This is a genomic window from Rheinheimera aquimaris (assembly GCF_020531985.1).
Lineage (GTDB): Bacteria > Pseudomonadota > Gammaproteobacteria > Enterobacterales > Alteromonadaceae > Alishewanella > Alishewanella aquimaris.
In genome coordinates, this window is record NZ_JAJAVQ010000001.1 from 665255 (window position 1) to 691800 (window position 26546).

General features: G+C 49.6%; 21 protein-coding genes. 7 read left to right on the forward strand and 14 right to left on the reverse strand.

Annotated elements, in window-relative coordinates:
• Window positions 1-147: 147 nt before the first annotated feature.
• Window positions 148-1617: an OmpP1/FadL family transporter gene (locus LHL18_RS02970; RefSeq protein WP_226765697.1), complete on the forward strand. Its 1470-nt coding sequence runs from the start codon at window positions 148-150 to the stop codon at window positions 1615-1617.
• A 121-nt stretch (window positions 1618-1738) separates the two neighbouring features.
• On the opposite strand, the gene LHL18_RS02975 is transcribed toward LHL18_RS02970, so the two are convergent.
• The 6 genes from LHL18_RS02975 to LHL18_RS03000 form a co-directional block, all read right to left on the reverse strand.
• Entirely contained in the window at window positions 1739-3049 is a 1311-nt protein-coding gene (locus tag LHL18_RS02975) for a hypothetical protein (protein WP_226765698.1), read from the reverse strand.
• Between the two features lie 218 nt (window positions 3050-3267).
• Window positions 3268-4374 carry a phosphoribosylaminoimidazolesuccinocarboxamide synthase gene (locus LHL18_RS02980; RefSeq protein WP_134054131.1) on the reverse strand — a complete coding sequence of 369 codons (1107 nt, stop codon included), beginning with the start codon at window positions 4372-4374 and terminating at the stop codon, window positions 3268-3270.
• Between the two features lie 117 nt (window positions 4375-4491).
• The gene (locus tag LHL18_RS02985; protein WP_226765699.1) at window positions 4492-4785 is read right to left on the reverse strand and encodes a hypothetical protein; all 294 of its coding nucleotides are present in this window, start codon (window positions 4783-4785) and stop codon (window positions 4492-4494) included.
• Window positions 4786-4933: 148 nt separating this feature from the next.
• Complete coding sequence (locus LHL18_RS02990) at window positions 4934-5908, reverse strand: DUF4097 family beta strand repeat-containing protein (RefSeq protein WP_226765700.1); 975 nt, start codon at window positions 5906-5908, stop codon at window positions 4934-4936.
• A gap of 9 nt (window positions 5909-5917) precedes the next feature.
• Window positions 5918-6403 (reverse strand): hypothetical protein, encoded by a 486-nt coding sequence (locus LHL18_RS02995; RefSeq protein WP_134054127.1) that lies wholly within the window; start codon window positions 6401-6403, stop codon window positions 5918-5920.
• Window positions 6396-6920, reverse strand: coding sequence for an RNA polymerase sigma factor (locus tag LHL18_RS03000; protein WP_226765701.1), 525 nt, complete (start codon window positions 6918-6920; stop codon window positions 6396-6398). The genes LHL18_RS02995 and LHL18_RS03000 overlap by 8 nt, the downstream gene beginning before the upstream one ends.
• A gap of 404 nt (window positions 6921-7324) precedes the next feature.
• Here LHL18_RS03000 and LHL18_RS03005 point away from each other — a divergent pair, with 404 nt between their 5' ends.
• Window positions 7325-8095 carry a pseudouridine synthase gene (locus LHL18_RS03005; protein WP_226765702.1) on the forward strand — a complete coding sequence of 257 codons (771 nt, stop codon included), beginning with the start codon at window positions 7325-7327 and terminating at the stop codon, window positions 8093-8095.
• On the opposite strand, the gene LHL18_RS03010 is transcribed toward LHL18_RS03005, so the two are convergent.
• Entirely contained in the window at window positions 8021-9211 is a 1191-nt protein-coding gene (locus LHL18_RS03010) for an MFS transporter (RefSeq protein ID WP_134054121.1), read from the reverse strand. The genes LHL18_RS03005 and LHL18_RS03010 overlap by 75 nt on opposite strands.
• A gap of 120 nt (window positions 9212-9331) precedes the next feature.
• Here LHL18_RS03010 and LHL18_RS03015 point away from each other — a divergent pair, with 120 nt between their 5' ends.
• Window positions 9332-10666 (forward strand): MATE family efflux transporter, encoded by a 1335-nt coding sequence (locus LHL18_RS03015; protein WP_226765703.1) that lies wholly within the window; start codon window positions 9332-9334, stop codon window positions 10664-10666.
• Window positions 10667-10744: 78 nt separating this feature from the next.
• Window positions 10745-11347: a DUF5610 domain-containing protein gene (locus LHL18_RS03020; protein ID WP_226765704.1), complete on the forward strand. Its 603-nt coding sequence runs from the start codon at window positions 10745-10747 to the stop codon at window positions 11345-11347.
• 14 nt (window positions 11348-11361) lie between these two features.
• Here the strand turns inward: LHL18_RS03020 and LHL18_RS03025 are convergent, their stop codons facing one another.
• Window positions 11362-12669 carry a hemolysin family protein gene (locus tag LHL18_RS03025; protein WP_134054114.1) on the reverse strand — a complete coding sequence of 436 codons (1308 nt, stop codon included), beginning with the start codon at window positions 12667-12669 and terminating at the stop codon, window positions 11362-11364.
• A 182-nt stretch (window positions 12670-12851) separates the two neighbouring features.
• Between LHL18_RS03025 and LHL18_RS03030 the strand changes: the two genes are divergently transcribed.
• Window positions 12852-13211 (forward strand): DUF3718 domain-containing protein, encoded by a 360-nt coding sequence (locus tag LHL18_RS03030; RefSeq protein WP_134054112.1) that lies wholly within the window; start codon window positions 12852-12854, stop codon window positions 13209-13211.
• 124 nt (window positions 13212-13335) lie between these two features.
• Window positions 13336-14277, forward strand: a complete 942-nt coding sequence (locus tag LHL18_RS03035) for a sugar phosphate nucleotidyltransferase (RefSeq protein WP_226765705.1) — start codon at window positions 13336-13338, stop codon at window positions 14275-14277.
• Between the two features lie 7 nt (window positions 14278-14284).
• On the opposite strand, the gene LHL18_RS03040 is transcribed toward LHL18_RS03035, so the two are convergent.
• The 6 genes from LHL18_RS03040 to LHL18_RS03065 all read right to left on the reverse strand — a co-directional run bounded on the left by LHL18_RS03040 (window position 14285) and on the right by LHL18_RS03065 (window position 22964).
• The gene (locus tag LHL18_RS03040; RefSeq protein ID WP_226765706.1) at window positions 14285-15550 is read right to left on the reverse strand and encodes an Nramp family divalent metal transporter; all 1266 of its coding nucleotides are present in this window, start codon (window positions 15548-15550) and stop codon (window positions 14285-14287) included.
• 94 nt (window positions 15551-15644) lie between these two features.
• Window positions 15645-18818, reverse strand: coding sequence for an efflux RND transporter permease subunit (locus tag LHL18_RS03045; protein WP_226765707.1), 3174 nt, complete (start codon window positions 18816-18818; stop codon window positions 15645-15647).
• A 17-nt stretch (window positions 18819-18835) separates the two neighbouring features.
• The gene (locus tag LHL18_RS03050; protein WP_226765708.1) at window positions 18836-20023 is read right to left on the reverse strand and encodes an efflux RND transporter periplasmic adaptor subunit; all 1188 of its coding nucleotides are present in this window, start codon (window positions 20021-20023) and stop codon (window positions 18836-18838) included.
• A 329-nt stretch (window positions 20024-20352) separates the two neighbouring features.
• Window positions 20353-20811, reverse strand: a complete 459-nt coding sequence (locus tag LHL18_RS03055; protein ID WP_226765709.1) for a nuclear transport factor 2-like protein — start codon at window positions 20809-20811, stop codon at window positions 20353-20355.
• Window positions 20812-20987: 176 nt separating this feature from the next.
• Window positions 20988-21953 carry a hypothetical protein gene (locus LHL18_RS03060; protein ID WP_226765710.1) on the reverse strand — a complete coding sequence of 322 codons (966 nt, stop codon included), beginning with the start codon at window positions 21951-21953 and terminating at the stop codon, window positions 20988-20990.
• 327 nt (window positions 21954-22280) lie between these two features.
• On the reverse strand, window positions 22281-22964 hold the full coding sequence (locus LHL18_RS03065; RefSeq protein WP_226765711.1) for a tellurite resistance TerB family protein: 684 nt from the start codon (window positions 22962-22964) through the stop codon (window positions 22281-22283).
• Between the two features lie 153 nt (window positions 22965-23117).
• On the opposite strand from LHL18_RS03065, the gene LHL18_RS03070 reads away from it, so the two are divergent.
• The gene (locus tag LHL18_RS03070) at window positions 23118-26375 is read left to right on the forward strand and encodes a S41 family peptidase (RefSeq protein ID WP_226765712.1); all 3258 of its coding nucleotides are present in this window, start codon (window positions 23118-23120) and stop codon (window positions 26373-26375) included.
• Window positions 26376-26546 lie beyond the last annotated feature (171 nt).

Genomic DNA, 26546 nt, shown 5'->3' on the forward strand with positions numbered 1-26546 from the left:
CACTAACTATTAGTCATAAATGCCACACGGCTGCAGCACAGAACGCCAACTTCAACGACCAAGCCACAACTTTTTGCGGGCTGATGCCTGTACTCTATGGTCTGACCTCTTTATACTGCCGGTTTTTACATTCAACCGGGTATGTATATGATTAGAAAAACCGCCGTTTCTGTTGCCGTTCTCTCCGCCCTTTTCAGCCTGTCGGCGCAGTCTGAAGGCTATAAACTGTTTGAACAGTCTGTCAGCAGTATGGGTAATGCCTACGCTGGCCGTGGCGCGCAAATTACTGATGCCAGCCTGGTGTACTCAAACCCTGCAGCATTAACCCAACTTGATGGCGCCCAGTTAAGTGGTGGCCTGAACCTTATTACTGCCAAAACCCGTTACCGTAATGCACAAGCACAAAGTGCTAACGGTCAGTCAGTTGTTGGTCGTACTGAAGGCTCAAATAGTTTGAATGAGTTGGTACCTTTTGTGTTTTACAGCGATAAAGTGTCAGATTCATTAAGCTGGGGTATTGGGTTTTATGTGCCGTTTGGTTTGTCGTCAGACTACGACAACGATTTTGTCGGCCGTTACTTTGCTGATGAAACGAAAATTGAAGTGCTGAGCTTGCAGCCGAGTGTTGGCTATAAGTTAAACGAGCAATGGTCTGTCGGTATGGGTATTTCAGTTAACCGCGCAGAAGGCACGCTGTCTAAGTATAAAGACCACAGTGGCCTGTGTGAGCTCGGTGAGCAAACCACCAATGCAATGTTTGGCGTGCCGGTGTATAACGCCGCCTATTGCGACAGCCACTATGAAGTTGAAGGCGATGACGTGGCCTTCGGTTATACGCTGGGTATCCATGGAGAGCCGGTTCAGGGTACGCGGTTAGCTCTGACGTACCACTCTGCTATTCATTTCCGACTGTCCGGTGACTCCGTCATTACCAATACGCCAATAACCGGCGCCAATGTGGTAGGCAATCCTAATTATCTGGTTGTCGCGCCTAACCTGCCAGCAATTGATTTATCTACCGGCAAACTGGCCGCAAACAGCCAGCTGACCGAAGCCAGTAAAGTGGCGTTAACTACTCCTGCCACCGCGGCATTCAGCCTTGACCAACAGTTGAGCAAAGCTCTGTCTGTGCAATTTAGTGCAGCCTGGACTGAGTGGAGTGCTTTTGAAAGTATTGATATTTTAAGTGCCGACGCTAACCCTAGTATTTCACTTAGCACCCAGATCCCATCGAATCTGAATAATCCGGGGCAGATTGGTTACATTCCGGAATACTGGCACAACAGCTGGTCGTTCGCAGTAGGTGCAACCTACGTGCTGCAAAGCGATGTTACGTTAAAAGCCGGCGTAGCTTACGATGAGAACCCTATCGGACAATCACACAAAACCGCGCGTATTCCAACCGACGATCGGGTTTGGGCTTCGGTGGGCGCCAACTGGCAGTTAACGGACAAGCTGAGCCTGGATTTCGCTTACGGCTACCTGTTTACCGGCGATGTCTCTGTAAATGAGCGTGAATATAACGTGCAGGACGTACCACTGTATAACAGCGGTTATCAGGGTGATTACAGCAATAAGAGTCAGTTATTTGCTGTGGGTGCGAACTACAGCTTCTGATAAAACATGCTGATCATTATCACAGCTCACTGGCGGTAGTGATAAACAGACAACAAAAAAGGCGATCTTACGATCGCCTTTTTTATGCCGCCAGAACCTTCACCCGGCGTTAACTAAGCTGTTAGTGCACCAGCTTTAACTTGTAACCAGAAGGTGCTGCATCGTCTTTTTCTGCCAGCAGAGTGTAGTGCTTGCCACTTTCCAGCATCATACTGGCAGTTTTATCCAGCAAAGTGGTACTGCCATTATCGGCCACCTGCACCAGCGAAATGGCGTAGTAGTCTTTTGGCAGGTTGATAGCTTGCTGCTTTTTAAACTCCAGGTTTTTCACGTTATAGCGTGCGTTGCTGATGGTTTCGTTCTGGCGAACAAAGTAAAACTGCAGTTTTTCAAAGTCCGGTACCAGATTTGCTACGACCACATCATGCGCCTGCAGCTGCGGTGTGTCTTTTTCGACTACTGTCAAAGCTTCTGCCTGTTCATCATCATTATTGTAAAGCAATACCGCCTTACTCTCGCCAGCTGCCAGGCTCAGCAGCGCGCTGTTCAGTAGCAAATTACCGCTTGCGTCACGTACCGACAGACTAAAGTCGCCTTTAGCTCCTGCAACATAGCTACTCATGCTGCCTGCAGGTACCGTAGCAACCTCAGTATTATCCAACGCCAGCGTTACCGGCTGCGCCAGGCTGTTGTACATACGGAACTGCGCACTGGCATCAACATTGTTATACGCGGTAACTGAGGATGAGTTCAGCACTAAATCAAGCGATAGCTGGTTTTCCAGTGCACCATGTTTGTCACGGATAATCATGACATAGGTATTTTCATAAGCAAAGTTCACGCCCTGAGCAGTGAACACTGGCGTGTTTTGGCCAGCCTGAGTCAGGTAAAGGTTATACTTGCCCAGCTCCTGGGTTTTTACCTCTGTGGTTACCTCAAGCAGGCTCAGGCTATCCAACAACTCTGCATCGGTAAAGCCTTTGCCTTCTGGCGCAATATGCACGTCAAGCTGTGGATATTGCTCAGATAAATTCACCATATGTAAATTAAACTTATCGTCAAGCTCAGGCTCACGGACAAAACTCAGGCTCAGCTGATCATACTGGCCGTCCTGCTGGGTCAAAATGTACAGGGTCTTGTTGTCCTTCGTTAACGTAATATCGTCGTTCAGCAAATTGGCTGACGATGCTACATCAATCAGTTCCAGCTCATAAGCATCAGCTTTTAATGCCACAACAGAGCTAACATCACCGTAGGCTGCAGAACCAATGCTGGTATCACCGGCTTTTAATTGAGTATTACCTGCGACAGAGGCGCCGTTATAAAATTGCAGATAGCTGTCTGCCGTGGTTTCATCACCACCGCTGCTGCCACCACACCCGGCAAGTGCCGCCGATAACAAGAGCATTGAAGATAAATAAACTGATTTCATGAAGTCCTTCCGAAGGGTAATTATAACCGGCTCAGAGTAAGGACTTCATGCTGATAACACCATGTGAATTAACCAAAATAAACAGTTGGTTACGTTTGATTACAAACAGGAAGAATTAATTACATCCGTTGCGGTAAAAGCAAATTTGCCAGGCTGAAAATACAGATGCCAGCAGGTGGAGCTACTGGCATCTGGCAATGACAAGGCAGCCGACCGGCTTATTTGGCGATAAGGCCGTACTGCTGATCTAATACCGCGATAATTTCTGCCTTCGGATCGGCTGACAAGCTAATTTTGTGACCCACTACGCGCTCGGCAATTCCCAGGTAGGTGCGGGAAATATCCATCATCACCTCTGTTGGCAAGGCGTTGTCGCGGGCCAATGCGGCGCGCTCTGGCATCCGATCTTTGTTCAGCAGAATATCCGGCTCAGGGAAATGATTCAGCAGCCACTGACGAAAGCCTTCTTTAGACTGCTCAACAATTTTGCCATCGCGCCAGCTGGCGCCATCCCAAATTCTGGAACTATCAGGTGTTCCCACCTCATCCATATAAATCAGTTTGCTGTTGCCTTGTGCATCTTTGACGTAACCAAATTCAAACTTGGTGTCGACAAACATTTGATCCAACGCAGACAGCGCGTCACTGATCACACTAAAGCCCTGTTTCAGCAAAGTTTCATACAGGTCAATATCTGCTACCTGTTCAAAGCCAAACGCCTGACTGTGCCGCTCGATATCAGCACGCGAAATATTGACGTCATCTGCCTCTGGCACACCGTCCAGTCCGGTCAATATCCCTTTGGTAGAAGGCGTGATCAGAATGTCAGGCAATTTCTGATCCTTTTGCAGCCCTTCCGGCAGCGTTATGCCGCAGAATTCGCGTTCACCTTTACTGTAAGCGCGCCACATAGAGCCGGTGATGTACTGGCGGGCTATGGCCTCGATTTTAACCGGCCGGGCTTTTTGTACTATCCACACCAGCGGGTGCGGAATATCCAGAATATGGCTGTCGGCCAGGCCATGCTGTTTAAACAGCGAAAACCAGTGATTGGATATCGCATTTAATGCCGCGCCTTTACCCGGCACCCCGTTCAGGCCATTTTCACCATGCCATATGCAGTCAAAAGCCGATATACGGTCGCTGATTACCATAATTGCAAGCGGCGTATCTAACGCTACAGGATAATTTTTCTCACGGATAAGCCGAGCACTGTCTTCGGCTGTCAGCCAGTAAACACTGCGCACTTTGCCGGAGTGCACCGGTAAATCTGTACGAATTGGCAGATCGTCATTGACCGCCAGAACCTGAGTTGCAAGAGTCATCTTCACTTCTTCTGAGGCTGGTAAAAGGCGCGCAGAGTTTAGCAGATTAACGCGCTTAACTGAATCGCTGCAGCAAGCTCGTCAGCTCACTGCAGCGCATTTTACAAAAACTGGCGCTCAGCCCCAGATGACATAAGCTGCCAGTAATATCAGACCAGCGAAGGCAAAAGCTGCCAACCAACCCGGAAAAGAACCCGGCGTGACAGCTTTATTGTACTTTTGACCATAAATCAGGTCGCTGAATACTGTGCCCTTTTCTGAGTCATACCGGGTTACAGCCAGAACCAGGGTGACCAAAGGACCAAACAACATCGACCCCAGCAGGTAGAGCAGTGGGCTACGCCCATCTATATTTGCCAGCGCGGCATTAATCAGTGCTAACGTTCCCCACCCCAGATACATCCCTTCCATTTAGCCTCCTCAATGTTATTTTAGTCCCCGGTTTCTGCCATACAGACAATTGCAGTCAGGCAGACAAATCTTGTACCATTTTTTGCCAGAAACAACAAAGGCCGCTGCAGCGGCCTTTGTTGTCATAGGACTTTTGTCAATCTCAGCGTTACAGCTTATCCAGCTCGATATCACCGCTGACAGTACTCAGTTCGACACTGCCATCACCACTACCTGTACTAAATTGCAGGCTGCGTGCCGGGCCATATTTAGCTTTACTGGCTTTGTCGCTGGTGAGCTTATTGTCGATATCACCACCGGCTGATGCTTTGATATCAAAACGGGCACTGACATTTGTTTCCAGCTTCAGCTCGATATCACCGCTGACACTGCTGCCGCTGACACGGGGCTGAGCCACACCACGTAGTTTGGCGTCGATCTCGCCATTAACAGTGCTCAATTTCAGCTGTTTGGTACCATTGAGTTCCAGTTCGGCATCACCATTGACGGTACTGACACTGATTTCATCGGCTTTGCTTTTAGCTTTTACTTTGCCATTTACCACATCGTAGCTTATACGGCCGCTTGAACCTTCATCATCTATTTTGCCATTGACTGAACTCAACTCGACTTTACCGCTACCTCCTTTTAGTTTGATTTCACCGTTTACCGTGTTCAGCGCAACTTCATTACGCAAATCGGTAGCTGTTATATCACCATTTACCGTGCCAATCTGGCTACTGCCATGAATACCTACCACAGTAACGTTGCCATTTACGCCTTTAAACTCTACCGAGCTGCCAACTGGCACCTCAAAGCTCAGCTCAGCGGCGTTAATTTTATCTTTCCAGTTGTAATTAACCTGGCGTGGCATGGTCATTTCAAAGCGGGTAAAACCATCTTTGCTATCTAAGGTATAACCGGTAGCCTTCTCATCCAGCTTACCCACAACGCTGAATTTGCCGCTACTGACCGCATTAATTTTGATTTCACCACTCATCACTTCAATATAGATTTTTTCATTGGCACTGACGCTGCGGTTTTCATTGACGCTTTGTCTATCGTCAGCCAACGCAAGCTGGCTGATACCTAAGAACAATACTGCGGCCAGGCCGCTAACCCAGGTTTTGCTTACTGTTTGCATAATACTCTCCTAACTCATGACTAAAGGTTGTTGCAAAGTGGCGCGCTGAATGTACGCCAGTTGCTGTTGATATAAGCTTTGCAATTGCGCTAACAACTGCGGTTCATCCGGATAAAACTGTAAGGCGTGACGAACCTGAGCAATTGCCTGATCCCACACCTGTAACTGTTGCTGCCAGTTATCAAACCCTTCTGCAATAGCAACGGTCTGACTAAGTTGATTGGCCTTTTGCGTTTCATATACCTGCAGCAGCATCAACTCAGCAGTCGGCATACTGGCCTGGGTACTGCCTGATGTACCCGGCAACAGTGCCAGCTGCCAGCTAACCAGACATGCCAGGCCGAGCATGGCAGCCGTGGCCCAATGCCACAACACCGGTTTAGCTTTCGGCGACCGCTCAGCCAGTTGCTGTTCAATACCTGCCCACAGGTCACGCTCTGGCATTATGTCTGGTGCTAAGGCGCTGATTGCTTTGTCTAATTGTTGCTCATTCATCTGCTAGCCACTCCTGTAACAGTTGTCTGGCACGAAAATACTGTGCTTTGGATGTCCCCTCGGCAATACCGAGCATGGTAGCAATCTCCTGATGCTGATAGCCTTCCAGCGCGAATAACACAAATACGGCTCTGGCCTGGGCGGGCAATCGCTGTATTGCCTGCTCCAGCGGCGCAGCGCTGCTGCTGCACTCTGTTGCCACGTCGGCCAGCTCCGGCTGCTCGTCGCTACTGTCGGTTAGCCGCAAGTGCTTATCCTGACGCCATAAATCTATTGCGGTACGCGTCGCTATGGTATGTAACCAGGTGCCAAAACTGCTGTCGCCGCGAAACGCCGGTAATTGCTGCCACACTTTGATAAAAATCTCCTGGCTGGCATCTTCGGCTTTTTGCTTATTCCCCAGCAATCGCCAACATATGGCATACACCCTGCCGACAAACTGCTGATAAAGCTGATAAAACGCTTTTTTATCACCTTCTTTTGCCGCCGCGACTGCCTGTGCAATCTCCATTGCCATAAACGCCCTTAAATCGTTTAATAACTATCTGATTTGTGTGGTTAGTCGACAGGGTAAAACGAAAGGTTTAAATGCGCTGTGAATTTTTTTGCGGGAAAATAAAGCGGGAGCGAACTCCCGCGCCACTAAATAGTGTCAATAATCCAGGAAGGAAGGTATAACGCGGAGCATTGTGCCGGCTTTTTGCGTCATTTGTATGACAGCAAAACGATACTTTTATGAATGCATCTGTATAAAAAGAAATAAAAAAAACCGGGCACCAGGGCCCGGTATAAACAAAGAACGAGGAGGAACAGATTTGCCTTAGCAGGCACAAACATCATGCCGCAGTTGTGTTACAAGCTGATGATTATTCTGCGCCTTATCGGTTATTATTGGCGTTTTAACGAAACAGACCTCTAAGTATGTCATCAGATACTCCCCGACACCGTTTAGCTAAATGGATTGCACAAAGCGGCTACTGCTCTCGCCGCGCAGCAGAGCGCCTGATCAGCGCCGGGCAAGTACACTGCAATGGCAAAGCCGCGCTACATACTGACATGGTCAACCAGAGCGATGACATTCTGATAAATGACCTGCCTTTACCGGCGCTGCCACCACGCCAATATTGGCTGTACCACAAACCTGTCGGCATAGATTGCAATAATCGCCCGCAGGATCCGGCCAGTCTGTATCAGCTGCTGAAAACCCTGCCAGAGCGCGTATTTGCGGTAGGACGGTTAGACAAAGACTCCAGCGGCTTATTGCTGTTAACTAACGATGGCGGGCTTAGCCAGCAGCTGATGCACCCCGACTTTTATCACGAAAAAACCTATCTGGTAGATACTGATAAGCCTATCAGCGAAGCCTTTATTAAGGCGTTGGCGTCAGGTGTCAGTTGGCAACTGGGCACTACACAATATCATTCGCGTCCATGTAGGGTCAGCCGCAACAGCCAGCAGCAGTTTACCATCACCCTGACACAGGGCCTGCACCGGCAGATACGCTATATGTGTAAAACTCAAGGCTACCGCGTCGTAGCACTAAAGCGTATCCGCCTGCATAACCTAAGCCTTGGCCAGCTTGCGCCAGGACAGCTACGCCAGCTAACCGCAATTGAACTAACACAACTGCAGACGCTTAGCGCGTCGCCACAACCAAAAACACAGACCCAATGTCAGGCTGTACATCAGTAAGGCCCCTATCACCACACCAGACCATTGCAGCCACTGCCAGAATGGCTGCAAATAAATACCGCCGGTACTGGCGCCAACATAATAAAACACCAGATAAAGTGCGCTGGCACTGGCTTTAGCCCGGGTCGCGCACTGGTTAACCCAGCTACTGGCCAGTGAATGGGTCAGAAAAAAACCAAAGGCGTTGACAAAGAAACCTGCCACTATCAGCCATAACTGGTTGCTGAGGGTAAGCAAGGTACCCAGCATCACAATCAGCACGCCCAGCCCCATCGCCAAAGGCGCGGCCAGTTTTGTTGCCACTTTTCCGGAAATGGCAGAGCCGACAGTACCAGTGAAATAGGTTACAAATAGCAACCCAATCCAGAAACTGGATAAATGATAAGGCGCATCGGATAACACAAAGGCAATGTAGGTATATTGATTGAGGAAAATGAAAAAGCTGAGTCCGCCAATCAGGTAAGTCAGCAATAATAAAGGCTGACGTAAATGATACAGGTTGTCTGCCAGCGCCTGACGCAGCACAAAAGGTTTAGCGACAAACTGCTTTGCCGGCGGTAAATGGCGCCAGACTAACACACAACTTATTACACCAAGCAGCGCAACCGGCCAGAATACCCATTGCCAGTGACCAAGATCTGCCAGCGCTCCCGCCATTAGTCTTCCGCTGATGCCACCTAAGGAGTTCGCACTGATATAAAACCCTACCGCTGCGACGAGCGCCGGTTTACTGAACTCCTCCCCCATATACGCTATCGCCACAGCGGGCAGGCCGCCGAGAAAAATACCCTGCACTGCCCGCCAGAACAATAAAGTGCTAAAACTTTCAACCTGAGTCAGTGCCAGGGTGCTCAATGTCATACCAAATAGCGTAACTAGCAGCAGCTTTTTGCGCCCCCAAGCATCTGACAACGCAGCATATACCAGTAATGATAAGCCCAGACACAAAGTGCCGATGGCATAAGCCCAGCTGGTTTGCAGCGGGCTTAACATAAACTGCCGGCTTAATACCGGCAGCAATGGCTGCAGCAAATGCAAATTAGCAAATACCACAACGGCAGCCAGACAAAGCGCAAAGGTTGCCCGGTAAAAAGCAGCACTTTTATATTCAATCACCCGGCGGCTTCCGCTAAACACAATTGCGATTATTATACCGGCGCCGCGTTATACAAACGAGGTCGCAGCACATTAATACAGCGTGTATTATCAGCGTTTTAGCGGTAACGGATTAAATATATGCTCAAACGCAGCGCCCTTTGGCAAAAACAGCGACAAATAGCGTTAATCGCGCTGCCTATGGTGCTGTCAAACTTATGTGTGCCTTTGCTGGGTTTAGTTGATACCGCTGTGGTTGGTCACTTACCTGAGCCACATTATCTGGGCGGTGTCGCATTGGGTGGCAGCATTATCAGCCTGCTGTACTTTTTACTGGGCTTTTTGCGTATGAGTACCACAGGACTAACAGCACAAGCCTACGGCCGGGGCGGCGATGCAGCTACAGTGCCGGGCCTGCAACAGGGCATACTGCTGGCACTGCTGTTAAGTGCGTTGCTGCTGTTGCTGCAATGGCCGGTGATTACACTCAGTTTTTATTTCAGTGATGCCAGCACGGCAGTACTACAGCAAACTGAGCTCTACTTCAGTGTCCGGATTTGGAGCGCCCCGGCAACGCTGGTCAATTTAGTGTTGATGGGCTGGTTTCTGGGCCGGCAAAATGCCCGTGCACCTATGTGGCTGCTGCTGTTTGGTAACGCGGTAAATATCATTCTCGATTTGTTATTTGTGCTGGTTTTGGGCTGGTATACCGCCGGTGTTGCGGCCGCATCAGTCATTGCCGACTATGCAACATTAGCGCTGGGGCTTTATTTGTTACGACAAAGTGCCGGCTACGACATTTTTAAGCAACTACGGCAGCTAAAGTTAAATCTGAGCAGCGCCCTGCCACTGCTGTCTCTTAACCGCGATATCTTCCTGCGTAGCCTGTGCCTGCAGGCGGTCTTTGTATTTATTGCGTTTCAGGGAGCTGCTTTTGGCGATGATACTCTTGCCGCCAATGCGGTATTGCTTGGCTTTCTGATGCTGGTTTCCTATGCGCTTGATGGTCTGGCTTATGCCGCAGAAAGTCTGGTGGGCAATGCCATCGGCAGCAGAAATAATGCTGATCTGAACATCTTCCTGAGCCTGCTGTCATGCTGGTGTCTGCTGCTGTCAGTGCTTTTCAGTCTGGGTTATGCGAATTTTGGCGTCCAGTTAGTGGCATTACTTACCAGCATAGATACGGTGCAGCAAGAAGCGGCGCGCTATCTGCCATGGATGATAGTTATTCCCTTGATTGCCAGCTGGGCCTTTTTGCTCGATGGTATTTTTATCGGTGCGACTCAAGGCGCATTGCTACGTAACAGCATGTTTATTGCTCTCTTGGGGTTCGCTGGCTGCTTTTGGTTGCTGCAACAACATGAAAACCATGCGCTTTGGGCTGCAATGACGCTGTTTATGGCGTTGCGTGCCGGAACGCTGGCGTACCATTTATACCGGGGTAAATTAAAACAGGCTATTCATGCTGAAAAATGATTAAAGTTTAAGCAGAAGCGGCCGATAACCGGCTACGGGTTATACTAAATATACTGATATTTAAACAGGAGCGGCATTATGTCTATTACCTCCGGCAGCAATTCGCCACTGGGTGGCGTAGCAAAACAACCGGCCAGCAATACTAAAGCGTCTGAGCAATTGACTGGAAAAGATCGTGCAGAGCAGGCCCGCCAGGCACAGAACACGGCGATACTGCGTGCTAACGAGCAGGTGTCGCTGCGCAGTAACAATGATTCGTTAAGTTTATTGTATAAAACGGCACTGGAAGGCATTAACGCAGAGCTGGAGCCGGTGCTGGGCGAAAATGCCGCCCAAAAAATTTATGACTCCGGTATTGATACATCGCCGGAAGCGACCGCTGAACGCATAGTAGCCTTCGCTACCGGTTTTTACAGCCGTTACAAAGAGCTGAACCCGGGTAAATCAGAAGAGGAAACCCTCGATAGTTTTCTAAAGGTCATAGGTGGCGGCATCGAAAAAGGCTTTACCGATGCCAAGGACATTTTAAAGGGCCTGAAAGTCTACGAAGGTGAAGTAGAAAGCGGCGTCGACAAAACCTATGGACTGGTGATGCAGGGACTGAACAGCTTTCGCGATAAAATGCTTGAGCTTGCCACCACCCCGGTACAATCTGACAACGACGATAGCCAGCAGCCTTAAGCTGCTGGCGGTTCTCATGCCTTTTCTATGCTCTCCGGCGCTGCTACGCGGGTAACGAGCAACTGGTCAATTTTGTAACTGTCGATATCAACTACTTCAAACTTATAGCCGCCATGCAACACAAAGTCGGTACGTTTGGGGATCTTGCGCAGTGTATACATCATAAAGCCGGCAATGGTTTCGTAGTTTTCCGGGTTGGGGAAACTGTCTATATCCAGCACCCGCATCACATCCTGCAACGGGGTCAGGCCTTCAACCAGCCAGGAGTTCGTATCGCGGGCGACAATTTGCTCTTCCTCTGAGCTAACCAACTCGCCCATTACAATACTCATCACATCTTTTAGCGTAATGATACCAACCACCAGCGCGTACTCATTCATGATAATGGCAAAATCGACACCGGCAGACTTAAAATGCTCCAGCACTTCGTACAATGACAATGTATCCGGAATAATCAGTGGCGAGCGCACTATGCCCTCTTTTTTCAGTGATATCGGCTGCTCATGTAACACCTGCATTAAAATATCGCGCGTATCCACATAGCCCACGACTCTGTCCAGCACACCGTCAACCACTATAAACTTTGCATGCGGATGCTCGGCTATCTTGGCTTTAATATTGTCTTGAGACTCATCGGTGGTAAAAAAAATCAGGCTTTCGCGCGCAGTCATTGCCGAAGTAACAGTACGGGACTCCATATCAAACACGTTTTCCAGCAGCTGGTGCTCATGCTCCTGCAGCACGCCAGCCTGGGCACCGGCTTCCATCATCGCAATAATGTCATCCGGCGTGATGTCATCTTTACGCATCGTCGGTACATTAAACAGGCTGAAGCAAGCATTGGCCAGGCTGTTAAACAGCCAGACAAAGGGTTTAAGCAGTGTGATAAGCCACAGCATTGGATTCACCACGCGGATGGCAATCTGCTCAGGTGAAATCATCGCCAGCCTTTTGGGCATTAAATCAGCAAACAGGATAAACAGTGATGTTACAAAAAACACTGATAGCGCAAAGGCCGCATTTGCCACCCAATGCCCGCTGAAAAACATGGCCAGCACAGAGCTGAAATAAGGTGTAAACGCAGATTCGCCCAGAATACCGCCCAAAATAGCAACTGCATTCAGGCCAATCTGTACTATGGTGAAGAAGTTACCCGGATGTTCCTGCAAAGCCAGCACTTTTTCCGCGTTAATGTTGCCCTCTGTTGCCATCAGCCGCAGACGCATTTTGCGTGAAGCCGCCAACGCTATCTCTGAAATTGAAAAAAAAGCACTGCTCGCCACCAGCAATAACATTAACAACATATATTCCAGCGTAGACATCTTATCTCCTGCTACCCGCGCCCGGCACACCGGGCTACCGCTTTGCGTAGTATAACGCTGTTATATGACTAAACCTGCTAAGCAACTGAAAATATTCAGCCATAATCTTACAGCTAAGTTAACCCTGTGATGAAAGCCGCACTATACTTGTGCAGATCTTAATCCATACCCTGGGAGGGGTTATGAAAAAATTGTTAGTTTCTTTTATAGCATTAACGCTAAGCCATACTGTTTGTGCAAACGATGACCAACTGGCTGCCAGTATGTGTGGCTACCTGAAAGAAGATAACCGCAACCAGTTACGCAAAATGCTGACCGATAACAAAATAAACGTTCGCAATATTTATGACGGCGTCAAATGCAATAACGAGAATATGTTGCAGTTTGCTATCCGCAACGACGCTTATGAGTCTGGTACTTTTATCGTGAAACAAATGCCATCGAAAACCCTGGCTGAATTTGACTATGTGGGTTGGGCCAAGTCAAATGGCTTTGAAGCCTCCCCGTTGGTTAATGAAATACGTACCCGCATCGGTGAGTAATAGCCCTGATAGCGCCTGCTAAGGCGCTTTTACCCGATATCATAATTTCGTTTGATACATATCAAGCTTGCTTTTTTATCATGCTGTACATTTTATGTTCAAACCTAGATTGCAGGTAACGAACATGTGCAGAGTACTCAGCATCGTTCTGGCCGGCGGTGCCGGTAAACGGTTGCAACCGCTGACGTTAAAGCAGGCCAAGCCGGCCCTGCCCTTCGTGCGTCGTCGGCGTATTATCGACTTTGTTTTAAGCAATCTGTACCACTCTGGTTTTAATCAGTTATTGGTACTGACACAATATCAGCCTGCAAGCTTACACCGGCATCTGCAGCAATACTGGCAACCTTTATTTGCCAGCTCAGGCGCTTTGCAGCTGTGCAGGGCTCCAGCTGATGCCGATCAGGGTACGGCGGGTGCAGTAGCGCATCAGCTGAGTGTCATTCGTGACTACCGCCCGGATGTGATTGCGATATTAAGTGCAGATCATGTGTACAAAATGGATTACCGGCAGATGCTGGCGTTTCATCTTAACCAGCAGGCTGCTGTCACCGTTAGTGCTGTAGCGGTGCCACTTAGCCTGGCACGGCAATTTGGTATTTTCAGTACTGATGCAAAGCACCACATCGTTAAGTTTTGTGAAAAGCCGCAAGCTGACATTCCAACTATACCGGAGCGCCCTGGCTACGCACTGGCATCAATGGGTAACTATCTGTTTGACGCCAGCTACCTGTGCCAGCAGTTAGAACAGCTTGACCTATCTTGCCATCACGACTTTGGCCATCATCTACTGCCCCAAATATGCGGGCAACAGCTGGCGTGTGTATACGATTTCAGCACGAACCAGTTGCCCGGCGAGCAAAGCCTGCCGCATTACTGGCGGGATGTCGGCACGCTGTCAGCGTATTTTCACAGCAAGCTGGATATGATGCAGCACCCTGACTGGTTAGATGGCCCCAAACAGCACTGGCCTATACTGGCAGCGAACAAACAACCTTTACGCTATCGCATAGCATCTGCGGCATTCAGGCGTTTACCATTACAGGCACACCAGCCGCTCTACAGTTAAGGTGCGTTTAAAGCAATGCAAACGCCAGCGCCAGGCTTCTGCCACTTAGCAGCAAACTGACCAGCAGCACCACTAAACCCAAGCCGTTTTGCCAGCGGTTATTACGATATTGTCCGAGCACGCTATGGTTCATCGCCAGCAATAAACACAGGCAAATCAGCGGCAGTAAAATGCCGTTGGCTACCTGGGCAAACCAGATAACATTGACTGGCCGGATACCCAGCGATGATAACACTACCCCACACAGCACAATAAAGATCCAGGTGGCACGAAACACCGACTGCTTTAAATCAAGCGGTTTATTCAGCACGCCGGCCAGCGCATAAGCTGCCGCCAGCGGTGCCGTAATGGCTGATGACAAGCCGGCCGCCATCAGCCCCAATGCCAGACACCAGGTCGCGGCGCTGCCAAACATTGGTGTTAGTGCCTGAGCCAGCTGGGCCACATTATCCAGCTGCTGTTCACGGCCAAAAAAAGCCGTCGCCGCGGTTGACACAATAGCAATGGAGATAAGGCCGCCCAGCGGTATCGCAACAGCAATATCCTGCCTTGCTGCCCGGATAGCCACCTGCGGCGCTACATTGTTGTGCGGCCATTTTTGTGCTGCTGCCGCTGCATGTAAAAACAGCGAATACGGCACCACCGTAGTGCCGATTAATGCCACAACACTGAGTACAGCACCTGTTGGAATAGCCGGCCAAAACGCGCCTTTAAGCAGCGCCGCCAGATCCGGGCGGGTAAGCAGCATAGTACCGATAAAGGCCAAACTCATCAGAATAACCAGCGCGATAAGGCAGCGCTCTATCAGCTTGTATTGGCCAAACCACAACACCACTGCCGCCACTAAGCCGAGTAATAACGCCCAGGGGTTGACCGAGCTGTAATTTTTCCATTGCATTACAGCGGCACTATCAGCAAACAGCGCATCAGCACCCAGGGCTGCACCGCTGATATTACCGCCCTGATAGGCGCTGTTGCCAATCACAATAGCCACGACAACCAATAACAACAACGGCCAGCGTAGCAGCGGGTTCTGCACCAGCTGACGCAGGTTCTCTCCCAGGCCACGGCCGGTAACAATACCGAGGCGTGCTGCCATCTCCTGTAGGATCATGGTGGCCGCAACAGAAAATACCAGCGCCCAGATCAGCGCATAACCAAAGTTGGCCCCCGCCAGAGAGGCGGTCACCACAGTGCCAGGACCAATAAAGGCAGCAGTAACTAAGGTTGCCGGGCCAAACAGGGATTTTTTATTATTGTCAGAGGTTTGCATAAACAGGCAACGACAGAAAAAACAATGGCGCTACCTTAGCATAAGGCAGCGCCATTTGGTCAAACAAAGTACACCGTGCTGCTGGAGCAAGTGGTTAGAGTAACCCCTCTTTGGTATCCAGATGTTCCTGCCTGTGATGCTCAGCAATCTCGGCTGCCAGCTCCTGCTTAGAGCGTGACTCCCGGATACGCCGCTCTGATAGCCAGAAGAAAAACAGCGGTACAAAAAATACCGCCAGGAAGGTAGCAGCCATCATACCACCCATAACACCGGTACCTACACTGTGACGGGCACCAGCGCCAGCGCCGCTGCTAAATGCCAGCGGCACTACGCCCAGAATAAACGCCAGTGACGTCATAATAATCGGCCTGAACCTCAGCCGCGCGGCTTCCAAAGCAGCTGTGCCGGTAGACCAGCCCTGCTGCGATTTCATCAGCGCATACTCAACAATCAAAATGGCATTCTTCGCTGCCAGGCCGAGCAACGTTACCAGACCAATCTGGAAGTAAACGTCGTTAGTTAAACCGGCTATCCACACCGCCACCAGCGCACCGAAAATACCAAAAGGCATTGCCAGCAGTACCGACAGTGGCAGCGACCATTTTTCATACAGCGCCGCCAGAATTAAAAACACCATCACAACCGCCATCCCCAGCGCAATGCCGGTGGTACCACCACTACGTTTCTCCTGAAAGGCACTGCCGGTCCAGTCGTAACTGATATCAGGCGGCAGCATGGTATTGGCAATACGTTCAACTTCGGCAATTGCCTGGCCGGAACTGTAGCCAGGTGCGGCATTACCCAACAGTTTTACCGCTGGCAGGTTGTTGTAGCGTTCCATGTTATCCGGGCCTGAACTGTACTGAATATTCGCCAGCGCGGACATCGGGATCATTTCGCCACTGCTGCTTTTAACGTAAATGTGGTTAATGTCTTCCGGCTTCATCCGAAACTGTGCATCCGCCGACATCAGTACCTGCCAGGCACGGCCGTACTTATTAAAGTCATTGACGTAGTAAGTACCTAAAGTGCCTGCCAGTGTATTAAAGGCATCGTTTACCGGCACGCCCAGCGCTTTGGCGCGTTCACGATCTAAATCGACCTTCAGCTGAGGTGTATTAGGCCGCCACAGTGTTTGTACGCCAGCTAAAACCGGACTTTGTCCTGCAGCACCCTGCATAATGCCCATCGCCTGTGCCAGCTTTTCCGGGCCACCGTCACCGCGGTTTTGCAGATAAAACTCAAAACCCCCGGTATTACCCAGGCCAAAGATCGGTGGCGGGTTAAACGCCAGTACTAAAGCTTCATTAATGCCGGCGGTTTTCATAAACAGCTCGTTGACCAGGTCGCTGGCGCTGATATCGCGCTCGCTCCAGTCTTTTTGCGTGACGAAAATCGTTGCCGCACTGTTCTTATAGCCGCCACCGATAAAGTCAAAGCCGGCAAAGCTGATAATGTCTTTATTCGCGCTGTTTGAACGGATAGCCGCCACCACTTCATCAGTAACCTTCTGGGTTCTTTCCAGCGAGGCACCATCGGGCAGGAAAATGGCGGCAATGTAAAAGCCCTGATCTTCATCCGGCACCAGTGAACCCGGTGTCGCTTTCCAAAGCCCGGCAGTGATAAAAATCATGCCGCCGACCAGCACTAACGCCAGCAAGCCACGACGCAGGAAAAAGCCTACTGTCGACACATAACGGCCGGTAATACGCTGAAAGAAATCATTAAACCAGAGGAAGAACTTCGCTGTTTGCTTGTGCTCATGGCGTAAAATCGCCACACACAGCGCTGGCGTCATCACCAAGGCCACTACGCCGGACAAACTGACGGCAATCGAGATTGTGACCGCAAACTGACGGAACAGCTCGCCGGTTAAGCCGCCTAAGAACGCAATCGGCACAAACACCGCACACAACACCATCACAATAGCGACTACCGGGCCGGATACTTCCTGCATGGCTTTAATGGCGGCATCACGTGCTGATACATGCTCTTCGTGCATGATACGCTCTACGTTTTCCAGTACCACGATGGCATCATCCACCACGATACCAATCGACAGCACCATACCAAACAGCGTCAGCGTGTTGATGGAATAGCCCAGCATGTACAAACCGGCAAAGGTACCAAGCAGTGAAATAGGTACCGCCAGAATAGGAATAAGCGTCGCACGCCAGTTCTGTAAGAACAGATACACCACCAGAAACACCAGCAGCATTGCTTCGGCCAGCGTTTTGATAACCTCACGAATTGACACTTCAACAAAGCGCGTGGTGTCGTAAGGCGTGGCCTGCGCCAAGCCGCTGGGGAAGCGTTGTTTCAGCTCGGCGATAGTGGCGTTAACCTCTGCCGCAACGTCCAGTGCATTGGCACCCGGCTGCAGAAAAATACCCACCAGCGTAGCAGACTGGCCGTTGTACTGGCCAAGGAAGTCGTAATCGCGAGACCCCAGCTCAACCCGGGCAATGTCTTTAACTCTTAGCGTACTGCCATCAGGGTTAGCGCGGACGATAACATTCTCAAACTCTTCTACCGTGGAAAAACGCCCCTGCGCTGTTACCGTGTACACCATTTCCTGCGCATCAGCCGCGGTTGGTGTCGCACCAATTTTACCGGCCGCAAACTGGGCATTCTGCTCGCTTAACGCGGCGGCAATTTCTGGCACTGTGACTTTAAGCTGGCTCATCTGATCCGGGCGCAGCCAAATCCGCATCGCGTAATCTTTGGCGCCGAAAATCTGTACGTTAGTGGTGCCCGGTATCCGTTTTAACCTATCCAGTACGTTTAACGTCACATAGTTAGAGGTCCACAAATCATCGCGGCTGCCATCAGGTGAGTAAAACGCCAGTACCTGTAAAAAGCTCGAAGAGCCCTTTTCTACCGTAATACCCTGCCGGCGTACTTCTTCCGGCAAGCGGGCCTCTACTTTACTGACGCGGTTATTAACGTTTACCGCCGCCTGATCTACGTCAGTGCCAATCTCAAAGGTAATAAAGATAGTGGTAACACCAGAGCTGGTAGAGGTAGATGACATATACATCATACCTTCCACACCGGTAATGGCATTTTCCAGTGGCGCTGCCACGGTTTGCTCTAACACTTCAGATGACGCACCGGGGTATACCGCCATAACCTGAACCACCGGCGGGGCAATTTCCGGGTACTGCGCAACCGGTAAGCTGCGCATAGCAGCAAGCCCGGCCAGACAGATAAAAATACCGATAACAAAAGCAAAGATCGGCCTGTCGATAAAATAGCGTGAAAACATAAACTTATCCTTGCCTGTTAGCCTTTAGTTGCTGACTCTTGTGCCAGCTGCACCGGCATGCCAGGGAAGAAAATACGCGCCATGCCTTCAACAATGACCACATCGCCGTCTTTCAAGCCGCTTTTGATCACCCAGCCATTTTCACCATTTAATTTTACCCACTCGCCCACTTCAACCGGCGCCGGCATAGCCACCTTGCCGCCATGCTCGCCATCGGCCATTACATAAACAAACTTGCCGGTACCGCCATCCAGCACGGCTTTTTGCGGTACCACTATCGCGTTGTGGCGCACTGCGCCTTCTAACTGAATACGGACAAACTGGCCCGGGCGCAGCAGCGCGTCAGGGTTGGCAATTTCGGCTTTCATTTCGCTGGTGCCGGTTTGGGTGTTAATACGTACATCAGAAAAGTCGACAATACCGGTTTGGTTATACACATCACCATTGGCCAGCAGCACTTTAACCTGCCACTGCTTAGGCAAATCTACCTTACCGCTTTGTGCCTCAGCCCTCAGCCGCAGCTGATCGCGCTCGGCCACAGAAAAACGCACATACATCGGGTCCAGCTGGGTAACATAAGTCAGCAACACCTCTGGCCCGGATACCAGACTGCCCTCAGACACCAGTTCACGGCTTACCACGCCACTAATCGGCGAGCGCACTTCAGTGTAATTTAGCTGCACCTGTGCCTGCTGTAAGATGGCCTCAGCGGTTTTGACATCGGCTTTGGCCACATCAACTGCAGACAACGCATCATCTAAGCTTTGTTGTGACACTGCACCGTCTTTACGCAGCTTATCCAGCCGCTTTAAGGTGCGCTCAGCCTGTGCCTGACGCGCCTGTGCCGCAGCCAGTTCGGCTTTATTGCGGTTAACAGTCGCCTCGAAAGTGGCCGCATCCAGGCTGAATAATGATTGTTCGGCCTCAACTTTTGCGCCTTCATTAAAGTTACGCTTCTCAACAATGCCCGACACCCGCGCCCGTATTTCCACTTCACGCGAGCCGGCCAGTAATGCTGGCGTTTCAATCAGTAAAGGTACGCTTTGCTGTTTAACCGTCAGCACATTAACCGACGCTGGCGGCATGCCACCGGCAGCTGCCCCTTCGGCGCTTGCAGACGGATCTGAACAGGCGGTTAATACTGATACTGACAATAGCAAGGCAGAGGTTAATGCTGCGCGGGAATAAAATGACGTTCTTGTCATAAAAGCACCTTTAGCTGACCGGCGATCTCTGCATCAGCCAGGCTGACGCACAATTGCGCGGCAAATTGAGCAATAAAATGAGCGATATAAGTAGCGGATTTACGATGTAACCGCAGTAAAATAGCACATTTTTTACCAATCGGAATAAAACTTAGATAAAACTTATATGAAGATTTGTAAAAAAGTATTGCAAGCCGTGACACACAGATAACTATACGGAGCATGTGTAAAAACGGATTATTGGTTGTCAACGGTGGTGTTTTGTAGCGATTGCTGCAGGCAACCTGCCAGCACAGGGTACTGGCAGCTGCGCTGGCTTATTGTTTCAGTTACTCGCTGTAGCGGCGGATAACAGACACTTTGCCGTTTTCAAGCTCAAGCACATCCAGCGCGACTTTGCTGTAGCTAAAATCCGAGCCGTCTGAACGCTTACCTTTTGCTGAGAACTTATGCTTAATAGCTACTGCATTGTAACCATGCTGGTAATCAATAAGCTCCGCCTTATATTCACTGTGAATACCAAGGTAGCGGCTCATCCCTTTACGCATCAGGGCTTTACCGTCCGGCTCGCGCGAATCATCGGGCGCATTGGGGAAATGCTGATTACCGACATCGTCGGTAAGAAAAGATAAATAATGCTCCAGGTCTTCTGCAGTCGCATCCGGTTGCTGTGTCTTTACCTCTGCCTCGTAATACGCTTTAACGAATGCATCGTAGTCAAAATTATCAGCTAACATAGTAGGGCTAAAAAATACCAGCCCCATCAAAGTAATAATCAACTTTTTCATTCAAACTCCTTTTTTTAATATTCAGCCGGCAGCTCGTGCAAAAGGCGAGCAAGGTGTTGCAATGTAGTGGACTTCCTCTAACACACTAAAACAGGGGCAAGCACGTTTAGCGAAATAGCGAAAAGGTCCAGCGTGTTTGCACCCGAGTGAGAAACGCGAGTTAGTTAATTGGCTTTTTAGCTATTTTTCCCATATTTTCGCCACCACCCATTATTAGCCTTTTTCACTTCATCTAGTTCAATATTCTTCAACATATCTTCTGTCCATTGATTGGTCGGTGATTTTCTTAGAATCCATTTTTTTGGAAAAGCAGCGTTTGCTATTTGGTATAAACTCGGAACATCTGGAAATTTCACAAACTTTCTTTTCTCACAATGAGGAGGTTCGATTGTTAACTGCTCAGAGTTTTCAACTTGAACAATATGCTCATCCTCCAACATCAGAACTGAACTTTTGGGTAAAAACTCCCAATATTTAATAGTTGCAAGCGGAATCCCAAATTCGATCCTGTTAGGGTGATTATTAAAATCCACAATCCGTGGATATTTTCTTGACTTCCTTCTGAGCCAAAGCATGTCTCTCTCGTAATCGACTCTTAGAAAGTCAACATACCCTAACAAAAGGTCAAAAGATTTTCTTTTAAAAACAGGCACAGCAACTATAGGAGCAGTAACATTTGGGTCTATAGTATTTGTAATTTCAAAAGAAGTGGAATCTCTAATTTTTTGACTTTCATTTATTTCTAAACTTTTAGTAACACCTTGTTTCAACTTTTCAGATAGCTCTGATTTTATTTTTCCAGAGATGGAGTTTTCTTTATTAAATCCTATTTTTAAAGCTAATTCTGAAGCGAACGTAGCGGTTGACTCACTCTCAAAGAGAAATTTTTCGATTGAGCTAATTTGCTTAACTTCCTCTAACTCAAAACTAGAAGATATTACATGTTGAGCGCCAACGCCTTTTGGGGACTTGTACACCGCTAATGCTTCTCCAACTTGGTGTGGCTCGTTAAGCAACCTTTCATTTAATTGAAAATGACATCTAACAATTCCGAATGAGGTACCACTACTATTTAAATTTTCCCAAGAACTCTCTTTTGTAAGATCAACTGAAAATGGTACTGATAATTGAATTCTTTTCATTTTAACATCCTTATTCTAAGTGCATAAGAACATGGGAATTAAACTATATACCTCACTACTTACTCATAGGTTCAATACCCGTATATTGCGTTCAAAGAAACGAAAATTACAAAATCAACACCAGTTTATGCCGCTAGTTAAATGTAAATCAACAATTTTTATTCTGTAGCGAAATTGATACTTGAGAATTGCGGGTATTGCACCCGCAAGTTGTTGTGGAAAAACTCAGGCCTAAACGCTGTCTGTTTAAACAGCGGCTAAGCCTGTTGTTAACGTGATAAGGACGGGTAAAAGCACAGGCCTCGGTGGGCCGGGTGTTTCTTTTTATCAAACGGCTGCCGCCTGTTTGGCCTGCTGCTCCAGCTCGGCTTTTAACGCCGGGTCCAGCTTTAACTGCCGCGCCAGTTCAGTGAGGTAACTGCGCTCCATAAAGTTCTCTTCATCCACTACCAGCACACTGGCCAGATACATCTCTGCTGCCATTTCAGGCGTGGCCGCGCTGCTGGCTATCTCTGCCGGATCCAGTGGCTTTTTCAGTTCAGCATCAAACCAGTGTTGCAACGCATCGTCACTGGTCAGGCGGGCAACTTCGCTGTCTATCAGTTGCCGCTCTTTATCATCAATATGGCCATCGGCTTTAGCGGCACCAATAATGGCGCGTAATATTGCATGGCTGTGCTGCTCCGCCTCGGGTGCCGGCAGTTGGTCTATAGTTTGCGGCTCACGCTGCGGCTCACGCTGCACTGCAGCACTGCTCTGTTGCTGCTGCCAGTTACTGTAGGCCTTATACGCCACTACGCCTAATGCCGCTAAGCCACCATAGGTCAGTACTTTGCCACCGATTTTACGGCCTTTTTTACTGCCCAGCAGCAGCCCCAGCGCACCACCGGCCAGTGCGGCACCACCTTTGCCGGATAAAAAGCCTTTGGCTGCGCCAGTGTTGCTGCCCTGACCGGACAGCAACTCAGAACCTTGCTTAAACAACTGATCTAATAAACCTTTAGTATTCATTATTATCTCCGGTATTTTATATCTGGCTTTGAGACCCCTGGTGCAAAGAAAAATTCCACACTGACACGCTCTGTTACAACATCGCATTTTCCCCCGCTATAGCAATGTGCTTTACTTGTTGTCGATTCAGAACCATAACAACAGGGATCTTTTATGTTTAAACCACGTTACCTTGCCCTATTCTGTGCGCTGGCGACAGCGCCATTAATGGCAGCTGAGGGCACAGCCCTGCTGCGCCAGCCTGATTTATCGGCCAGCCATTTAACCTTTGTATACGGCGGTGATATCTGGATAGCAGATAAAGACGGTAAAAACCCACGCCAGCTCACCAGCCACCCGGCCAGCGAGTTTGCGCCGCATTTCTCACCCGATGGCAAATGGATTGCTTACTCTGCCAGCTATGACAACAATACCGATGTCTATGTGATGCCCACTGCCGGCGGAGCAGCCACGCGGCTGACATTCCACCCCGGTGCCGACACTGTTAACGGCTGGAGCCCGGATGGTAAAAGCGTCATTTTTGCCTCTAACCGTGAAGTAGCTAACAGCCGAAGTAATCAGCTGTTCAGTGTGCCGGTAACGGGCGGTTTTGCTGAAAAACTGATGGAAGCCGTCGCCTTCGAAGGCGAGCTTAACAATGGCGGTAACAAACTGGCGTACCGGCCGAATAATATGGCCTACAGCGGCCCAAGTGGCTGGCGTTTGCACCGCGGCGGCAGTACACCACCGGTGTGGATTATCGACCTGGAAAAACAGCAACTGGAGAAGATCCCGCACCCTAATGCCAATGAATTTAACCCGTTCTGGCTGGATGACACGGTGTACTTTTTATCTGACCGCGATAACCAGGCGGTTAATTTATTTCGCTACCGTAACAAACAGGTAGAACAACTGACACAAAGTAAAGACTGGGACTTACGCAGCGCCGCAGGCTATGGCGACAGCATAGTGTACGAAGCTGGCGGCTATTTACACCGTTATGATGTTAGCAGTGGTAAAAGCACACCTATTGTTGTCGACATAAAAATGCAATCAGCGCAAAAGCGGCCACAGTGGAAAGATGCCAGTAAAACTCTAACCCGCGCCGGTTTGTCAGCCACCGGCCAACGCATTGTCGTCAGTGCCCGCGGCGATATTTTCACCGTACCGGTAAAAGATGGCAGCAGCCGCAATCTGACACAGAGCAGTGGCGTGCGTGAGTTCGACGGCTTATGGAGCCCGGATGGCAGCAAAGTAGCTTATATATCCGATGCCGGCAATAAACACCAACTGGTGCTGGAGGCTCAAGACGGCTTAAGCAAACCACAAAGCTATGACTTGTCTGACAGTGGCTATTTTAATCTGCTGAGTTTCTCGCCGGACGGCAACCTGATTGCCTACCACGACAACCACCTGAACCTGTATGTGTTTAATTTAAGCACTAAACGTAGCCAGAAACTAGACAGCTCACAGCGCCGTGATGGCTTTAGCGTGTCATTTTCACCTGACAGCCGCTATCTGGCTTATACCGTAGCAGGCGCCAATTATTTTAGCCAAATCCGCTTATTCGACTTTACCAGCAATAAAGCCGTTAGTATTACCGATGGCATGAGCCACGCAGGTGACCCGGTGTTCACCCAGGACTACCTGTATTTTACCGCCTCGGTGAATACCGGCCCGTCTCAGGTTGGTCTGGATTTATCTACCCGCGAACGGCCGGTGCGTAAAGCGATTTATGCCTATGTACTGTCAAGCGAGGGAAAGTCGCCGCTGTTGCCAAAAACCGGTGACGAGCCGGTAAAAAAAGCCGACAGCAAAGACAAAAAAGACAGTAAAGAAAAAGATGCCGACAAAACCGTTAAAGCAGTCGATATTGACCTTGCTGGTTTGCAGCAGCGTATTATTGCCCTGCCCGTTGCCGAGCGTAACTACGACAGTTTGGCGGTAGCTGAAGATGGCGCACTGTTTTATCTGGAACATCCGCAGCCGGGCAGCAGCAATGAGCCACCAGGCAGTGATGAAGATAACAGCAGCACCTTGTATCGCTTTGACTTTGAAGAAAAAGAAGCTGAAGTGGTAAAACAGGGTATTGCCAACTACAACCTCAGCAGCGACGGTAAAAAACTGCTGTTGGTAAGTATGCCGAATAAACTCGAAGTGGGTGACGCTAAAACCAAGCCAGAAGCCAAAGCCGTATCGCTGGCAGAGGTGCGTAGCTTTATCGACCCGGCGCATGAATGGCAACAGATATTTAATGATGCCTGGCGTATGCAGAAAGAATATTTCTACGATGCCAATATGCACGGCATTGACTGGCAAGCAATATACGATAAGTACCAGCCGCTGCTGAAACACGTGCAACGGCGCGAAGATTTAAACGATGTGCTGGTAGACATGATTGCCGAGCTGCAGGTTGGCCACAACCGCATTGGCGGTGGCGATGTGCATCAGGAAGGCTCAAGTAAAGCGGGTCTGCTGGGTGCCGATTTTACCATCAGCAATGGTAAGTATCAGTTTAAAACCGTGTATCAGGGTGATCGCTGGAGCCCGTTTTTACAGGCACCGTTAAATGTACCCGGTGCCAGTGCAAAATCCGGCGACTACCTGCTGGCAGTGAACGGCAAGCCGCTTAGCTGCAACGATAACGTTTATGCGCTGCTGGATAATACGCTGGGTAAACAGGTTGTGCTGACTATCGCCGATGATGCACGCGGTAAAAACCAGCGCAATATTGTGGTTGAGCCGGTAGCTAACGAGCGTGAACTGCGGCTGTGGCACTGGGTTGAACATAACCGTAAGCTGGTAAACGAAAAGACCGATGGCAAAGTCGCTTACGTCTATTTGCCGAACACCGCAGATGGCGGCTTTTACTTCTTCAACCGCATGTTCTTCGCCCAAACTGATAAACCGGCCGTCATCCTGGACGAGCGCAAAAACGGCGGCGGCCAGGCAGCAAATTACATCACCGAAATTCTTGGCCGGCAGTTCCTGTCAAGCTGGAAAGACCGTGACGGTTTAGTCTTTACCACACCGGGTGGTGGTATTTACGGTCCGAAAACTATGCTGATCGACCAGGATGCCGGCTCAGGCGGCGACTTCCTGCCGTGGGCGTTTAAACGTTTGAAATTGGGTAAAACCATAGGTACCCGTACCTGGGGCGGCTTAATTGGTATTTCAGCCAACCCGCCGATGATTGACGGTGGTTTCCATGTTGTGCCGTTCTTCCGCTTCTATACACCGGATGGTGAATGGCGGGTAGAAAACGAAGGCGTAGCGCCGGATATCGAGGTAGAACTGGATCCGATAGCGGTCAATAAAGGCATAGATGTGCAGTTAGAGCGTGCCATTACCCATACGCTGAACGAGCTTAAAGCCAACCCACCAGCTGACCACAGTAAAGCACCGGCCATGCCGACTAAACTGGGGTTGTAAGCAGGTAACGAAGGACAAAACCGCTGCCATGCAGTAATGCTGTTCATTTAAGCAGAATCGGTTTGCCCTAAGCCAACCCTCTCAGCCCTGGACGGGCTGAGAGGAGCCCCCAGGGATTGGGTTTACGGCGTGTTGGCGTGGGCAAACCGATGGCAGCAAGAAGCTTAACTG

What these genes read in the sequence shown, in the direction of transcription:
- LHL18_RS02970 (WP_226765697.1), top strand. Translation starts at nt 148, where the DNA reads ATGATTAGAAAAACCGCCGTTTCTGTTGCCGTTCTCTCCGCCCTTTTC.
- LHL18_RS02975 (WP_226765698.1), bottom strand. Translation starts at nt 3,049, where the DNA reads ATGAAATCAGTTTATTTATCTTCAATGCTCTTGTTATCGGCGGCACTT.
- LHL18_RS02980 (WP_134054131.1), bottom strand. Translation starts at nt 4,374, where the DNA reads ATGACTCTTGCAACTCAGGTTCTGGCGGTCAATGACGATCTGCCAATT.
- LHL18_RS02985 (WP_226765699.1), bottom strand. Translation starts at nt 4,785, where the DNA reads ATGGAAGGGATGTATCTGGGGTGGGGAACGTTAGCACTGATTAATGCC.
- LHL18_RS02990 (WP_226765700.1), bottom strand. Translation starts at nt 5,908, where the DNA reads ATGCAAACAGTAAGCAAAACCTGGGTTAGCGGCCTGGCCGCAGTATTG.
- LHL18_RS02995 (WP_134054127.1), bottom strand. Translation starts at nt 6,403, where the DNA reads ATGAATGAGCAACAATTAGACAAAGCAATCAGCGCCTTAGCACCAGAC.
- LHL18_RS03000 (WP_226765701.1), bottom strand. Translation starts at nt 6,920, where the DNA reads ATGGCAATGGAGATTGCACAGGCAGTCGCGGCGGCAAAAGAAGGTGAT.
- LHL18_RS03005 (WP_226765702.1), top strand. Translation starts at nt 7,325, where the DNA reads ATGTCATCAGATACTCCCCGACACCGTTTAGCTAAATGGATTGCACAA.
- LHL18_RS03015 (WP_226765703.1), top strand. Translation starts at nt 9,332, where the DNA reads ATGCTCAAACGCAGCGCCCTTTGGCAAAAACAGCGACAAATAGCGTTA.
- LHL18_RS03020 (WP_226765704.1), top strand. Translation starts at nt 10,745, where the DNA reads ATGTCTATTACCTCCGGCAGCAATTCGCCACTGGGTGGCGTAGCAAAA.
- LHL18_RS03025 (WP_134054114.1), bottom strand. Translation starts at nt 12,669, where the DNA reads ATGTCTACGCTGGAATATATGTTGTTAATGTTATTGCTGGTGGCGAGC.
- LHL18_RS03030 (WP_134054112.1), top strand. Translation starts at nt 12,852, where the DNA reads ATGAAAAAATTGTTAGTTTCTTTTATAGCATTAACGCTAAGCCATACT.
- LHL18_RS03035 (WP_226765705.1), top strand. Translation starts at nt 13,336, where the DNA reads ATGTGCAGAGTACTCAGCATCGTTCTGGCCGGCGGTGCCGGTAAACGG.
- LHL18_RS03040 (WP_226765706.1), bottom strand. Translation starts at nt 15,550, where the DNA reads ATGCAAACCTCTGACAATAATAAAAAATCCCTGTTTGGCCCGGCAACC.
- LHL18_RS03045 (WP_226765707.1), bottom strand. Translation starts at nt 18,818, where the DNA reads ATGTTTTCACGCTATTTTATCGACAGGCCGATCTTTGCTTTTGTTATC.
- LHL18_RS03050 (WP_226765708.1), bottom strand. Translation starts at nt 20,023, where the DNA reads ATGACAAGAACGTCATTTTATTCCCGCGCAGCATTAACCTCTGCCTTG.
- LHL18_RS03055 (WP_226765709.1), bottom strand. Translation starts at nt 20,811, where the DNA reads ATGAAAAAGTTGATTATTACTTTGATGGGGCTGGTATTTTTTAGCCCT.
- LHL18_RS03060 (WP_226765710.1), bottom strand. Translation starts at nt 21,953, where the DNA reads ATGAAAAGAATTCAATTATCAGTACCATTTTCAGTTGATCTTACAAAA.
- LHL18_RS03065 (WP_226765711.1), bottom strand. Translation starts at nt 22,964, where the DNA reads ATGAATACTAAAGGTTTATTAGATCAGTTGTTTAAGCAAGGTTCTGAG.
- LHL18_RS03070 (WP_226765712.1), top strand. Translation starts at nt 23,118, where the DNA reads ATGTTTAAACCACGTTACCTTGCCCTATTCTGTGCGCTGGCGACAGCG.